We start from the raw sequence: 13,696 nt of genomic DNA on the forward strand, positions 1-13,696 counted from the left end.
TTTGTTTATTGAAGGTAAGAGGTCACGCGGCTCAGCGCGTAGAGCAGCAGCAGGTACAGCGCCATGTCGAACAGCGCGGGGTGCCACACCCAGCGGTAGGCGCCGGTGGCCGCGAGCAGGCGGCGCACGGCCCACAGGGCCACGAAGGCGCCCAGGGCCAGCACCATGATCCAGGGCAGGTACAGGCCGTAGAAACTGGCTTCGCCGATCATGCGGAGGCTCCTTGAATGGCTGGCGTGGGTGCGCTCGCCAGCAGGGGCGGCGCATCGGGGAAGAGGTTGCGGCGCAGGCCGACCAATGCGGTGACGGCGGCGCGAGAGGCCGATGAGGACGCCGATAAAGACGCCGATGTGGTCGCCGACGAGGGCGCCGATGAAGACACGGCATCGCGCTCCGCGAGCACGGCGCCCAGCGCCTCGTCGATCTGCGGCAGCAGGCCCGCCGGGCGCAGGTTCATGCGGCCTTCGCCGCGCTGGCGAAAAAAGCCCGCAATGCCGCCCAGCAACGCGGCCGAGGTGGCCGGCGGCAGCTGCGCGCGCACGCGCTGCAGCACAGCGATGTCCGCGCCCATGCGCAGGTCGCGCAGCGCATCGTCCGCCGCCACGCCTTCCACGGTGCCGCCGGCCTGCGCGATGCGCGGTGCCAGCAGGCCGATGCGGTCGAGCATGCGAACGGCATAGGCGTCGCTTTGCGCGTACTGCGGTTGCGACGATGCGGCCATGTCGCCCAGCTCGCGCCAGGTGGCGCGCTGGATGCGCCGCGCGCTCCAGTCGGCGCCCACCGAACGCACCAGGCGCGTCACGCGGGCCGCCACCACCACGCCGACGATCTGGCCGATCATGCCGTTGGTGAAGCTCACCAGGTCGGAGCTGGCGGTGTCGTGCAGCGCCAGCGTGCCGGCCACGCCGAAGATGAGCGCCATGGCGGCCATGAAGTTGGCGGGGCGCGCCATGTACACGCCCAGCAGCAGGAACAGCGGCGCGCAGATCAGCGCGAGCATGCCGAAGTCCTGCACGGTGGGCATGAGCACCAGCACATAGAGCGCGGAGATGGGAATGGACCACAGCGTCCACTTCAGGAAGCCGTGAATGGCCGGCACCGGGTCGTCCATGGTCGCGAAGAAGCAGCAGAAAACGGCGGCCATCATGGGCGCGGCCGCACCCGAGGGCCAGCCGGTGACGATCCAGAACGCACCGCACAGGCAGATGGCGATGACCGCGGCCAGCGCCGACAGCAGCGCCATGCCGTAGTCGCGGTGCAGCACACGGGCGCCGAGCGCGGCCGTGCGGCGCAGCGGCGCGGCGCCCTTCAGGCCTTCGTCGATGTCCTGGCGCAGCTGTGCGCAGGCGGTCCAGCCGTCTACCAGTTCCTCGAGGCGGCCGGCCAGGCCGATGCGCAGGGCGCGGCCCCAGGGGGTTGGTTGTGTCGCTGTGTTTGCGGGGGTTGCGCTGAGCGTGCCGATGGCGCGGCGCAGGGCCTGCAGACGCTGGGCGCGGGTGGCCGCGCTGTCGGCGTTGCCGGCGTTGTCCGTGGGCCCGGCTTCTTCGCGCAGCCATTGGGCGGCCTGTGCGAGCACGGCGGCCACGTCGGGGGCCAGTTGGCCTTCGGCCTGCACAAGCGCCTGCAGGCGGTCTTCAACGGCGGAGAGCGCGGGCGTGAGCGCGGCCACGCGGTCCTGCATGGCGCGGATGGCACCGGCGGTCCAGCGCAGGTGCGTGGTGTCGAAAGGCACGTGGGTGGAAAGCAGGCGCAGCTGCGTGATGTCGCCAGCCAGGCGGCGGCGGTCGTCGTCCAGGCGCCGGGGGGCGACGTCGGTCGTCGTGCCTGCGGTGCGGCCAGCGGGCTGCAGCAGGTCGCCTAACCACTTGCGCGCGTCGACCAGGGTGCGGTCGAGCAGGCCGAGCACGGTGGGCGCAAGCCCCGCGGGAAACACCAGGCTGTGGACCAGCGTGGCGCAGAAGATGCCCAGGCCGATTTCTTCCACGCGCGCCACGGCGGTGTCGAACAGCGCAAGCGGCGTCTGCACCGACGGAAAGCCGATCAGCGCGGCCGTGTAGCCCGCGAGCATGAACACGTAGGAGCGCGGCGTGCGATCGAACAGCGAGATGCACAGGCACAGGCCGACCCACAGCGCGAGCACCAGCGTGAGCAGCTCGGGCGCGTTGGACAGCGCCGGCACCAGCAGCACGGTGGCGGTGCTGCCGATGAGCGTGCCGCAGAAGCGGTACAGCGCCTTGGAGCGCACGGCACCGGCCAGCGGATGGGCGACCACGTAGGTGGTCATGAGCGCCCAGAACGGGCGCGGCAGACCGGCGCGGCTGGCCAGGTACATCGCCAGCATGGCGGCGGCAAAGCTCTTGCCGGAAAACAGAAGCTTCGCGCGGGTGAAGCGCGGAAGAGCGAAGCCGGCCATCTACTTGCGCCCTTCTTGCGGCGCAGGCGAAGGCGAAGGCGGCGGCGGCGGGGTCTGCACGGCGCGAACGCCCATGCGCTCCTCCAGCACGCCGAACACGCGCAGGCAGGCGCTCACGTCGTCGTCGGACACGCCGTCGAACAGCGACGCGCGCATCAGCGCCAGCGCGGCCTCGATGGGCGCGCAGGTGGCCTTGCCGGCCTCGGTGAGGTGCAGGGTCTTGGCGCGGCGGTCGGCCGGGTCTTCGCGGCGTTCGACCAGGCCGGCTTCCACCAGCTGGTCGACCGAGCGCACCAGCGACGGGCCTTCGATGCCCAGCGCCTCGGCCAGCACGCCCTGGCGCACCTCGCCGTTCATGCGCCCGAGCATCACGATGGGGTAGGCCAGCGTTTGCGACACGCCCACATGCGCCACCGCCTTGTCGGCCGCGGCACGGTAGCCGCGCTGCAGCACCGCCAGCGACGTGCCGAGCCGCATCAGCGCCTGGGCGCGCGGGTGCTGGGAGGTTTCGGTGTCGGTCACGGTAGCTGCCTAATAGTTAGTCTGCTATCGATTATAGGGGTAACTACTGATCCCTGCAGCCCGTGCGGGTACGTCACGGAAAATGGCCCGATGGACGTGGAACAACTCAAGCGCGACTTCGAAGCCACGCTGCAACAGGCGATGGCACTGCCCGGCTTCTCGGCGGACGACTACCTGGATGCGCGCGACCAGCCGCCGTTCGACGAAGCATGGGCGCAGGCGGCCGCCGATGTAGGCGACGCCGGCAAGCGCCAGCCGGCAACGTCGCGCGCCGAACAGAAAGCGGCTGTCAAAGACTTGCGCGAATGGGTGTTCAAGACGGTGACCGAACGCACGGGCCAAGCGGAGCTGGCAGCGTACGTGTCCGACGACGCCGGGTTGCTGCGCGAGGCATTTATCGCGGGCGTGTCATCGGCGTGGATCGACAGCTTGCGGCGCTGCTATGCCGAGCATCGGCTGCCACAGGGCGACCTGTGCTGAAGGCACGGTGCCCGAAGCGCGGCGCTTGCTGCGCCGCGTGAAAGAAAGTGTGAAGCTCGCCGATAAGCCGGATTCTGTGCACCGGAGCCCTCTTGCGAAGACCCCGGCGTGACCGCCATTACTCTGGGCCGTTTGTCGCCAAACGGCTCGATGCCACCTACCCGCCAGCTCAGCGGAACCACCTCGATACTGGCCTACTTGGTGTTGCTGCGCGCAGAGATTGCCCGTTTCACCCGAACTGAATCGGCTCGTCTCTGTTGCTCTGATCCTCACCTCACGGTGGAGAGTCGTTAACTCCTGCGCTGTCCTGTGCAGTCCGGACGTTCCTCCAGTGCGGTCTTTCGACACAGCGCCTTGCGGCGTCGTCCCTTTCGGGCTTGCACCAGCGGCGGTCTGGCGTGCTTCACGGGGAGGATTATCGCCTCATGAACAAGCCCGCCCTTTTCAGGCGATGCCGCAGAACTTGCGCCGGTACTGTTCGGGCGTGGTGCCGGCCTGGCGCTGGAACAGCGCAATGAACGCCGACGCCGTGCTGCAGCCCAGGTCGAATGCAATTTCCTGCACCGTGCGCCCTGCTTCCAGCGCGTCGATGGCTCGCAGAAAGCGCAGCCGCTGGCGACGCGGCCGCCGGCAGGTAGATGCGCTGCACCTCGGCCACGGCCATGTGGTCGACCACCACATACGCCAGGCACAGGTCGGCGGGCGTGCTGCTGGCGGCGCTGTGGAAGGCGCCGCTGCGGCGCAACCGCGCGTTGGTTGTCTGATGGGCTGACGCGCCGATGCGTTGATCAGGGCGCCGTCGCCGAGAACACCTCGATCGCAATCAGGTTCGACACCGAGCGCCCCTGCTTCACCTCGCCCGGCACCACCAGGCGCGCAAAGCCGGTGGTGGTGAGGTCGGCGCCGTTCATCTGGTACGCGACCATCGCGGCCTTGCCGCCGAAGCCGGGATCGATCTCGCCCAGCGACAGCGTGGCCCGGTAGCCGTCGCTGCCGGTGACCACTGCGTACATGCCCAGCGTCGCGTTCTTCGGTGTGGTGGGCAGGCCCAGGCCGCTCAGCAGCGTCCACAGGCTGACACCGCGGTACACGTTGGCGCCCACCGCCAGGTCCGGCGCCGCCGTCATGGCTTTGAGGTCGGCGGCGGTAAAGCTCATGGCCGTGCCGACCTTGCCCGATACGGCAAAGCTGCTGGATGCGCCGCCGCCCGGAATGGCCGCCGCCGTCGCGGGCGCGGCCAGCACGTCGAGCCGCGTGAGGTTGGACACATAACGCCCGCCCTTCACGTCGCCCGGGGCCGTCACGCGGAACGGTCCGTCGGCCGTGCCCAGCGGGGCCGAGGTGCCCGCGGTGGTTTCCGCATAGGCGACCACGCCGGGCTTGTTGCCGAAGTCGGGGCTGAGCTCGCCGAGCGCGAACACCACCTTGTAGCCGTCCGCGCCGGTGGCCAGCAGGTAGCGCCCGAGCAGGTCGTTCTTGCGCGCGCTGTCGACCTGGATGCCGGCGTCGTTCAGCAGCGGCCAGAGACCGGCGCCGGTGTAGGTGTGCGTCTGGGCGCCGCTGCCGCTGGAGAAGCTGACGGTCTGGGTAATGGGCGCGCGGGCTGCGAGGTCGGCCTCGGTGAGCGCCGCCGGACGGTCGATGGCGCCGCCCAGTTGCACGGAGGGCGCCGGAGCCGGCGGGGGTGCGGGCGGGGGCGGCGGGGGCGGCGTGGGAGGGGCCGGGGCAGGTGCAGGCGCCGGAACCAGCGGAATGAACACACCGCCGTAATTGTCTCCACCGCCGCCGCATGCTGCGAGCACCAATGCGGCAACGCCCGAAACCAATCCTCTGGACCAATCCATACCCAATCTCCCATCTTCGGTGTATTCGACACGACACGACGAAAAGCATTTGCCATTGCTGTAACCCGGCGCCTCATCGGCCCGAACTAAGGGAAGCAACATTGCCGTCGGCCTCCAGACTGCCCTCTCGCAGCCAACGGGCGAATGTACAGCGTTGTATTCAAATGAACATATCGAAAACGATATTTCGACCACCACCGCAACTCTCATCACCACAGAACGAAGGCCTGTCATGACGCAAAAAACCGGACGCCGTTTCGCCCTTGCCGCAGGCACCTCGGCCGTGGGGCTGGCCGTTGCCCAATCGCTCGGCCTGTTCGGCTGGGGTACCCGCGCCGCACAAGCGGCGCAGAACGAGAAGTTCGAGGTCACCCACACCGAGGCCGAGTGGCGCAAGCTGCTCGACACCAACCAGTTCGACGTGCTGCGCCAGGAAGGCACCGAGCGGCCCTACACCAGCCCGCTGAACGACGAGCACCGGGCCGGGCGTTTCGCCTGCGCGGGCTGCGCGCTCGACCTGTTCTCCTCCAAGACCAAGTTCGACAGCCGCACCGGCTGGCCGAGCTTCTGGCAACCGCTGGACAAGGCCGTGGGCGAGCACACCGACCGCTCCTTCGGCATGGCCCGCACGGAGGTGCACTGCAGCCGCTGCGGCGGCCACCTGGGCCACGTGTTCGACGACGGCCCCAAGCCCACCGGCCTGCGCTACTGCATGAACGGCGTGGCGATGAAGTTCACGGCCGGCACTGCCTAGGCCCCATCCGTTGCATCGGCAGCACCAGGCGCACCTTGAACGCGGCTCGGCGCGCGCCTGAAGCGCCCCGGCGTCACGCCCGCGTGGCGCGTGAACGCCCGGTTGAACGCAGCCTCCGAGCGATAGCCGACCGCCTCGCCAACGGACGCGGTGTCCTGCCCGCCGTGCGCCAGCAGCCGCGACGCGAGCTCCATGCGCAACCCGGTCAGCAACGCCAGCGGCCCCGTGCCCGCGCGCCGCGTGAACTCGCGCGCGAAGGTGGCGCGCGAAAGATGGCTGCGCTCGGCCAGCGCGGCCACGGTCCAGGGCATCTGTGGCTCTGCCAGCATGGCCTGCAGGGCGGGCGCCAGGCGCGGGCTGGCCATGAGGCCGAGCACGCCGGACAGGTCAAGTGAGCCGGGCAGGCCCGGGCGCGCATGCAGGTGCGCGCGCACCGCCAGCGTGAACAGCGTGCCCGACAGCTGCGCCACGATGGCCGCCGCACCTGGGCGCTGCTGCGCGATTTCATGCGCCATGAGCCGCACCAGCCCTTCGAGCCACGCGTACTCCGGCTGGCCCGCGAAGGCGATCACCATCGACTCGGGCAAGGCCTCCAGCAGCATGCTGCGGCGGCGCCCGGGAAACTCGAACTCGCCGCAGAGGATGTCGGTGTCCGCGCGCTCCGGGCGCGCCACGTTGGTCTTCAGGTCGAGCAGTTCGCCCGGCCTCAGTCGAATCGCGCGGCCCCTGCCTTCCTGCAGCCCGGCGGTGCGCAGCACATGCGCCGCGCCGCGCGGCAGCACCACGAGGCTGCCCTCTTCCAGCGGCACCAGCGTGCCGCTGTCGGGCAGCCACAGTTCGCAGCGCCCGCGCAGCAGGATGTGAAAGGGCGCACGCCACGGCCCGATGGGCGCATGCGGCGCGGCCCAGTCCTGGCCGAACAGGCAGCGCAGGTCCATGCGAGCGCGCGGGTCGAGCCAGCCGACGAGTTGGCTCAAGGGGTCCATAAGGTGAGACGCCTGAGCAAGTTTCAGAGACTTTTCAGCATTCAAAATGCTAGCACGCAGGCCTAAAGTTGGTTCATCCGATCACGACGAGGTGAACTTCCATGACGTCAGCGCACGCGCCCCTTCCGGTTTCTTTCTTCGGCATTGCCGTGGGCGTGCTGGCGCTGGGCAATGCCTGGCACCTGGCCGTGCCGCTGTGGCACCTGCCGCCGCAGATCGCCGACCTTTTGACCTTCGGCGGCATCGCGGTGTGGCTCGTGCTGCTGGCGCTGTATGCGCACAAGTGGCTGCGCCATGGCGCGGAGGCCCGTGCCGAAATGAACCACCCGGTGCAGTCGTCTTTCGCGGCACTGGTGCCGGTGGCCAGCATGCTGGCGGCGACGGCGCTGCTGCCGGTGGCGCGGCCGCTGGCGCTGGCCGTTGCCGCCGTGGCGCTGGCCGCGCAACTGGCGCTCGGCCTCTGGCTCTACGGGCGCATGTGGCAAGGCGGGCGTCAGCCGGAGCTGGTGACGCCGGCCATGTACCTGCCGGCGGTGGCGCAGAACTTTGTGTCGGGCACCACCGCCGCCGCCTTCGGCTGGCCGCACCTGGGCATGCTGTTCTTCGGCGCGGGGATGTTCTCGTGGCTGGCCATCGAGTCCATGGTGCTGAGCCGCGCGGCCCTGCAGGCGCCGCTGCCGGAGGCGCTGCGCCCGGTGCTGGGCATTCAGCTGGCACCGGCCGTGGTCGGAGGCGTGGCCTACATGAGCCTCAACGGCGGCGTGCCCGACCTGTTCGCGCAGATCCTGCTGGGCTACGGGCTGTACCAGGCGCTGCTGCTCGTGCGGCTGCTGCCGTGGATTGCCAGGCAGCCTTTCGCGCCTTCGTACTGGGCCTTCAGCTTCGGCGTGGCCGCGCTGCCCGCACTGGCCATGCGCCTGCTCGCCAGCGGCGCGACCGGGCCCGTCGAATGGCTGGCGCCATGGCTGTTCGGGGCCGCCAACATCATCATCGGCCTGCTGGTGCTCAAGACACTGGCGCTGCTGCTGCAAGGCCGGCTGCTGCCCGCGGCAACACCCTCACGCTGAAAGCGTCTTGGCCTGGTCTCACAATGCGCGCTGTTCGTTCGACTCACGCATTGCATCCACAGGAGACCCGACCCATGAAGGCCCAGAACATCCTCCAGACCATCGGCAACACGCCGCACATTCGCATCAACCGACTGTTCGGCAATGCGAAGCAGCAGGTGTGGATCAAGTCGGAGCGCGCCAACCCCGGCGGCTCCATCAAGGACCGCATCGCGCTGGCGATGGTGGAAGACGCGGAGAAGAGCGGCGCGCTCCAGCCCGGCGGCACCATCGTGGAGCCGACCTCCGGCAACACCGGCATCGGTCTGGCCATGGTGGCGGCGGTGAAGGGCTACAAGCTCATTCTGGTGATGCCCGACAGCATGTCCGTGGAGCGCCGCCGCCTGATGCTGGCCTACGGCGCCAGCTTCGACCTGACGCCGCGCGCCGGCGGCATGAAGGCCTCCATTGCACGCGCAGAAGAAATCGTGGCCGGCACGCCCGGCGCGTGGATGCCGCAGCAGTTCAACAACCCCGCCAACGTCGACGTGCACGTGCGCACCACGGCGGAAGAAATTGCGGCCGACTTTCCTGACGGCATCGACGTGATCATCACCGGCGTGGGCACGGGTGGCCACATCACGGGCGTGGCGAAGGTGCTGAAGAAGAAGTGGCCCAGGCTGCAGGTGTTCGCGGTGGAGCCGGTGGCCTCGCCGGTGATCTCCGGCGGCGCGCCGGCGCCGCACCCCATTCAGGGCATTGGCGCGGGCTTCATCCCCAAGAACCTCGACACCTCGCTACTCGACGGCGTGCTGCAGGTCGACGCCGAACCGGCGCGCGAAATGGCCCGGCGCTGCGCGGTCGAAGAAGGCATGCTGGTCGGCATTTCGTCGGGCGCCACGCTCGCGGCCATTGCGCAGAAGCTGCCCTCGCTGGCACCCGATGCGGTGGTGCTGGGCTTCAACTACGACACCGGCGAGCGCTACTTGTCCGTCGAAGGCTTCCTGCCAGCCTGACCTGCGGTTACAGGGTCGGCCATCAGCTATACCTTTCATAGCGCCCCCGGCGCTTAAAATGCGCGGTCTGCTTGATAACCACAAGCCCCACGCCAGTCATGCTGAGAATCTCCGAACTCAAACTCCCGCTCGACCACGCGCCCGACGCGCTGGTCACACTGATCGCCAGAACGCTCGACGTTCCGCTCGACGCGATCGACTCCCACACCGTCTACAAGCGCAGCTTCGACGCGCGCAAGGTCGACCTGCTCACGGTCTACATCTGCGACGTGCGTTTGAACGACGCCACGCTGGAGGCGAGCCTGCTCGCCAAACACGCGGACCATCCGCACATCCAGAACGCGCCCGACATGCGCTACACGCCGCCCGCCGATGCACCCGAAGGCACGAGTCGCCCGGTGGTGATCGGCTTCGGCCCCTGCGGCATTTTCGCGGCGCTGATGCTCGCGAAGATGGGCTTCAAGCCCATCGTGCTCGAACGCGGCAAGACCGTGCGCCAGCGCACCCGCGACACCTGGGGCCTGTGGCGCAAGAGCGTGCTCAACCCCGAGTCGAACGTGCAGTTCGGCGAAGGCGGTGCCGGCACTTTTTCCGACGGCAAGCTCTACAGCCAGATCAAGGACCCGCGCTTCCTGGGCCGCAAGGTGATGGAAGAGTTTGTGAAGGCCGGCGCGCCGCCTGAAATTCTCTACGTCGCGCATCCGCATATCGGCACCTTCAAGCTGGTGAAGGTGGTGGAGAACATTCGCGAGCAGATCGTGGCGCTGGGCGGCGAAATTCGCTTCGAGCAGCGCGTGACCGACGTGCACATCGAAGACGGCCCGGGCGGCAAACATTTGCGCGGCCTCACCGTGCTCGACCAGACCACCGGCCACAGCAGCACGCTGCGCGCCGACCATGTGGTGATGGCGCTGGGCCACAGCTCGCGCGACACCTTCGAGATGTTGCATGCGCGCGGCGTGCACATCGATGCCAAACCCTTCTCCATCGGCTTTCGGGTGGAGCACCCGCAGGGCCTCATCGACCGCGCGCGCTGGGGCCGCCATGCGGGCCACCCGCTGCTGGGCGCGGCCGACTACAAGCTGGTGCACCACGCCAGCAACGGCCGCTCGGTCTACAGCTTTTGCATGTGCCCCGGCGGCACCGTGGTGGCGGCCACCAGCGAACCGGGCCGCGTGGTCACCAACGGCATGAGCCAGTACTCGCGCAACGAGCGCAACGCCAACGCGGGCATCGTGGTGGGCATCGACCCGAAAGACTTTCCCGGCTGGACGCCCGAGGCCCCGGGCGATGCGCTGGCGGGCATCGTGCTGCAGCGCGAGCTCGAATCCAACGCCTATGTGCTCGGCGGCAGCAACTACCACGCACCCGGCCAGCTGGTGGGTGACTTCGTGGCCGGCAAGCCATCGACCGCGCTGGGCAGCATCACGCCTTCGTACAAGCCCGGCGTGACGCCCACCGACCTGCACCAGGCGCTGCCGGCCTACGCCATCGAGGCGATGCGCGAGGCCTTTCCGGCGTTCGGTCGCAAGATCAAGGGCTTCGACACGCACGACGCCGTGCTCACCGGTGTGGAAACGCGCACCTCGTCGCCCATTCGCATCACGCGCGGCGACGACTTCCAGAGCCTCAATGTGCGTGGCCTGTACCCTGCCGGCGAAGGCGCGAGTTATGCGGGCGGCATTCTGTCGGCCGGCGTGGACGGCATCAAGGTGGCGGAGGCCGTGGCGCACAGCGTGCGGGCCGCGTCCGAACACGAACGCACGGCGAGCGTCTGAGCAATGGCCATGACGATGCCCACCACCCGTTTCGCGCGCCCCACCTTCGGCCAGTTGACCGCGGCCACGCTGGCCATGGCCGCGGTGGTGCTCGCGTCCAACATCCTGGTGCAGTACGCGCTGAACGACTGGCTGACCTGGGGCGCCTTCACCTACCCGGTGGCCTACCTGGTGAGCGATCTGGTCAACCGGCGGTTCGGTCCCGGCACGGCGCGGCGCGTGGCGTGGGTGGGCTTTGCGGTGGCGGTGGGCGTGTCGCTGCTGCTCGCGCCGGCGCGCATCGCGGCCGCCTCGGGCCTGGCATTCATCGCCTCGCAGCTGCTGGACATCGGCGTGTTCGATCGGCTGCGCCGCGGCCTCTGGTGGCGCGCGCCGCTGGTGGCCACCGTGATCGCGGCCGTGCTCGACAGCATCGTGTTCTGGGGCATCGCCTTTGCGGGCACCGACGGCCCCTGGCTCACCTGGGCGCTTGGCGACCTTGCGGTGAAGCTGGCAGTGGGCGTGCTGATGCTGCTGCCGTTCCGGCTGCTGATCGGGCGGCAGGCCGCGCGGGCTTCGGCCCTCGGCCACTGACCCGGCACCGGACCCGAACCCCGCCACCGAACCCACGACATCCTCATGGCCACCGACGACTTCCATTTCTACGAACCCGCCAAGGGCCACGGCCTGCCGCACGACCCGTTCAATGCGATGGTCGGGCCGCGCCCCATCGGCTGGATCTCCTCGCAGGACGCGAACGGCGTGCTCAACCTCGCGCCCTACAGCTTCTTCAACGCCTTCAACTACACGCCGCCCATCGTCGGCTTTGCCAGCATCGGCGCCAAGGACAGCCTGCACAACATCCGCCAGACGCGGGAGTTCGGCTGGAACCTGGCCACCCGGCCGCTGGCCGAGCAGATGAACCGCTCCTGCGCGGCCGTGCCGCCCGAGGTGAACGAGTTCGAGCTGGCCGGCCTCACCACGGCCGCCTCGCGGACCATCGCGGTGCCGCGCGTGGCCGAAAGCCCCGTGTCTTTCGAATGCCGGGTCACACAGATATTGCAGCTCGAAGGCGTGGACGGCGTGCCCGTGCAAACCTGGCTGGTGCTGGGTGAAGTGGTGGGCGTGCACATTGCACGCCACCTGCTGAAAGACGGCATCTACGACACCGCCGCGGCGCAGCCGATTTTGCGCGGCGGCGGCCCGGCGGACTACTTCGAAGTCAGCCCCGACAATCTCTTCAAGATGTTCCGGCCGCGCTGAACGCGCCCCGCCAGCCTCTTTTCTTTCATTTCATCCCACTGCGCCCCCGCATGACCGACGCTTCCACCGCCACCCCGAAAACGAACGCACGCCAGCCCCGGCGCCCGCAACTGGACATGGCCGATCAGCTGAAGCAGCTGCAGTCCGGTGCCGACGCAGGCGCTGACACGGGCGCCGACGCGACCGCGCAGCCTGCGGAACACCAGGCACAGCCAGGGCAGCCGCACGAGGGCTCGCGCCCGCCGCGGCAGAAGAACCCCGGCGGTCGCGGCCAGCGTGGCGGGCAACAGCCCCGCCAGCAGCAGCCGCAGCAGCAGCAAAAGGAAAAGGCGCAGGCCCAGCCCGCCCGCCCGCAGCGCAAGGTGCACCCGGCGCTCGAACGCCTGTTCGCGCTGTACCCCAACCTGTTCGGCGCGCGCTTTCTGCCGCTGAAGCTCGGCGTGTACGAAGAGCTGCTGGCCCGCCACCCCGAAGACTTCAAGTCCGAAGACCTCAAGGTGGCCATGGGCCTGCATGCGCGCTCCACGCGCTACCTGGAAAGCGTGGCCGCCGGCCATGCGCGCCACGACCTCGACGGCAACGTGGCCGAGCCGGTGGCGCCCGAGCATGTGCACCACGCCATCCTTGAGCTGCACCGCCGCCGTTCGCAGCGCACCGGTGAAGACCTGCGCCCGCAGCTGGTGGCCCGCCTGGCCCGTGCGGTCGAAGCATCGGGCCTCGAGCGTGAAGCCTATGCGGTGCTGGTGCGCTCGCGCGACGCGAACAACAACGCCGTGCTCGACGAAGCCCTGGCCGAACTGGCCCAGCAGGCCGCCAAGCGCGAAGCACTGCTGCGCGCCTTCGAGGCCAGCGGGCGCAGCGAGCAGGAGTTCGCGGACATGTACGGCATGGAACAGGCCGAAGTGACGCGCACGCTGCAACGCGTGCGCCGCGACCAGGCCGCAGCGGTGGTGGCCGCTGCGGCTGCCGAGGCTGCTGCGGTGGAGGCAGCGGAGGCAGAGGCTGCTGCTGCTGCTCTCGCGCCCTCACCTTCGGCTTCGGCGGACACGGCACCGCAAGCCGCATCCGACGCTGAAGCGGACACCGCTCCTGAAGCTACGCCCGACGCAGCAGCAGCCGATACCGCCGCAGCGCCCGCGCCTTCAAGCAACGCCTGAGGCCGCGGTGCGGCGCGCGCAAAGCTCGCCCCACAGGCCCATGGCGCACCAGTAGACGACCCAGCCCACCGCAAAGGTGGGCTCGGCGTCGAACCAGGCCCAGCGCACGGCGATGTCGAGCAGCGCCAGGGCGCACACCCCGCGCCAGGCGCGCAGGCTCGCGCGCCCCTCGCGCCACATGAAGAACCCGGTCACCGCGCCCGCTGCCGCCAGCACGCAGGTGGCGGCCATGGACCACGCTTCCTTCGCCAGAAATTCGGCCGCCGCTGCCGCCGCGAGGTGCTCTGCACCGTAGGTGGCCAGCGTCGCGTGAAAGTAGCTCGCTATCCACCACGGCGTGGTCAGCGCGCCGACCAGCAGCGCGCCGCAAGACAGCAAGGCCCAGAGTCCGAGAAGCTTCATGGCGGCAATGCGGGCATCTAGAGCAAATCGAAAGACATAAAAAAACCGGCACCTCC

The 13,696-nt window shown here is 69.2% G+C and carries 16 protein-coding genes and 1 other RNA gene; 9 read left to right on the top strand and 8 right to left on the bottom strand.

Translation table 11 applies throughout. The features are described from left to right. Positions 1–5: 5 nt before the first annotated feature. Genes VLK31_RS05200 through VLK31_RS05210 form a run of 3 tightly spaced genes read right to left on the bottom strand, consistent with a single transcriptional unit; the run spans position 6 to position 2,890 of the window. Positions 6–212: a DUF1656 domain-containing protein gene (locus tag VLK31_RS05200; protein WP_286516887.1), complete on the bottom strand. Its 207-nt coding sequence runs from the start codon at positions 210–212 to the stop codon at positions 6–8. Beyond that, a complete protein-coding gene (locus VLK31_RS05205) occupies positions 209–2,413 on the bottom strand; it encodes an FUSC family protein (RefSeq protein WP_409167291.1) in 2,205 nt (734 codons plus the stop codon). Before VLK31_RS05205 ends, VLK31_RS05200 begins: the two co-directional genes overlap by 4 nt. Then, positions 2,414–2,890: a MarR family winged helix-turn-helix transcriptional regulator gene (locus tag VLK31_RS05210; RefSeq protein ID WP_409167370.1), complete on the bottom strand. Its 477-nt coding sequence runs from the start codon at positions 2,888–2,890 to the stop codon at positions 2,414–2,416. A gap of 135 nt (positions 2,891–3,025) precedes the next feature. Here VLK31_RS05210 and VLK31_RS05215 point away from each other — a divergent pair, with 135 nt between their 5' ends. Next, positions 3,026–3,415 carry a hypothetical protein gene (locus VLK31_RS05215; protein WP_409167292.1) on the top strand — a complete coding sequence of 130 codons (390 nt, stop codon included), beginning with the start codon at positions 3,026–3,028 and terminating at the stop codon, positions 3,413–3,415. A 47-nt stretch (positions 3,416–3,462) separates the two neighbouring features. Here VLK31_RS05215 and rnpB read toward each other — a convergent pair. After that, an RNA gene (rnpB, locus tag VLK31_RS05220) (RNase P RNA component class A) lies at positions 3,463–3,820 on the bottom strand. 39 nt (positions 3,821–3,859) lie between these two features. Next, positions 3,860–3,979, bottom strand: a complete 120-nt coding sequence (locus VLK31_RS05225; RefSeq protein WP_409167293.1) for a hypothetical protein — start codon at positions 3,977–3,979, stop codon at positions 3,860–3,862. A 74-nt stretch (positions 3,980–4,053) separates the two neighbouring features. Between VLK31_RS05225 and VLK31_RS05230 the strand changes: the two genes are divergently transcribed. After that, positions 4,054–4,179 carry a hypothetical protein gene (locus tag VLK31_RS05230; RefSeq protein WP_409167294.1) on the top strand — a complete coding sequence of 42 codons (126 nt, stop codon included), beginning with the start codon at positions 4,054–4,056 and terminating at the stop codon, positions 4,177–4,179. Between the two features lie 24 nt (positions 4,180–4,203). Here VLK31_RS05230 and VLK31_RS05235 read toward each other — a convergent pair whose 3' ends face one another. Further along, positions 4,204–5,076 carry a molybdopterin-dependent oxidoreductase gene (locus VLK31_RS05235; RefSeq protein WP_409167295.1) on the bottom strand — a complete coding sequence of 291 codons (873 nt, stop codon included), beginning with the start codon at positions 5,074–5,076 and terminating at the stop codon, positions 4,204–4,206. A 415-nt stretch (positions 5,077–5,491) separates the two neighbouring features. Between VLK31_RS05235 and msrB the strand changes: the two genes are divergently transcribed. Continuing rightward, positions 5,492–6,013 carry a peptide-methionine (R)-S-oxide reductase MsrB gene (msrB, locus tag VLK31_RS05240; protein ID WP_409167296.1) on the top strand — a complete coding sequence of 174 codons (522 nt, stop codon included), beginning with the start codon at positions 5,492–5,494 and terminating at the stop codon, positions 6,011–6,013. Here msrB and VLK31_RS05245 read toward each other — a convergent pair. Continuing rightward, complete coding sequence (locus tag VLK31_RS05245; protein ID WP_409167297.1) at positions 6,010–6,990, bottom strand: AraC family transcriptional regulator; 981 nt, start codon at positions 6,988–6,990, stop codon at positions 6,010–6,012. The two genes, msrB and VLK31_RS05245, sit on opposite strands and share 4 nt — an antisense overlap. Positions 6,991–7,100: 110 nt before the next feature. Between VLK31_RS05245 and tehA the strand changes: the two genes are divergently transcribed. From tehA to VLK31_RS05275, 6 genes are all read left to right on the top strand, one after another. Next, a complete protein-coding gene (gene tehA, locus VLK31_RS05250; protein WP_409167298.1) occupies positions 7,101–8,066 on the top strand; it encodes a dicarboxylate transporter/tellurite-resistance protein TehA in 966 nt (321 codons plus the stop codon). A 74-nt stretch (positions 8,067–8,140) separates the two neighbouring features. Further along, positions 8,141–9,061: a cysteine synthase A gene (gene cysK, locus VLK31_RS05255; RefSeq protein ID WP_409167299.1), complete on the top strand. Its 921-nt coding sequence runs from the start codon at positions 8,141–8,143 to the stop codon at positions 9,059–9,061. A gap of 98 nt (positions 9,062–9,159) precedes the next feature. Beyond that, a complete protein-coding gene (locus VLK31_RS05260) occupies positions 9,160–10,839 on the top strand; it encodes an NAD(P)/FAD-dependent oxidoreductase (RefSeq protein ID WP_409167300.1) in 1,680 nt (559 codons plus the stop codon). Positions 10,840–10,848: 9 nt separating this feature from the next. Beyond that, a complete protein-coding gene (locus VLK31_RS05265; protein ID WP_409167301.1) occupies positions 10,849–11,412 on the top strand; it encodes a VUT family protein in 564 nt (187 codons plus the stop codon). 45 nt (positions 11,413–11,457) lie between these two features. Beyond that, the gene (locus VLK31_RS05270; RefSeq protein WP_409167302.1) at positions 11,458–12,081 is read left to right on the top strand and encodes a flavin reductase family protein; all 624 of its coding nucleotides are present in this window, start codon (positions 11,458–11,460) and stop codon (positions 12,079–12,081) included. A 50-nt stretch (positions 12,082–12,131) separates the two neighbouring features. Beyond that, complete coding sequence (locus VLK31_RS05275; RefSeq protein ID WP_409167303.1) at positions 12,132–13,238, top strand: ProQ/FINO family protein; 1,107 nt, start codon at positions 12,132–12,134, stop codon at positions 13,236–13,238. Here the strand turns inward: VLK31_RS05275 and VLK31_RS05280 are convergent. Then, positions 13,224–13,640: a hypothetical protein gene (locus tag VLK31_RS05280; RefSeq protein WP_409167304.1), complete on the bottom strand. Its 417-nt coding sequence runs from the start codon at positions 13,638–13,640 to the stop codon at positions 13,224–13,226. The genes VLK31_RS05275 and VLK31_RS05280 overlap by 15 nt on opposite strands. Positions 13,641–13,696 lie beyond the last annotated feature (56 nt).

Source organism: Variovorax sp. H27-G14, assembly GCF_046156345.1.
Taxonomy (GTDB): Bacteria; Pseudomonadota; Gammaproteobacteria; order Burkholderiales; family Burkholderiaceae_C; genus Variovorax.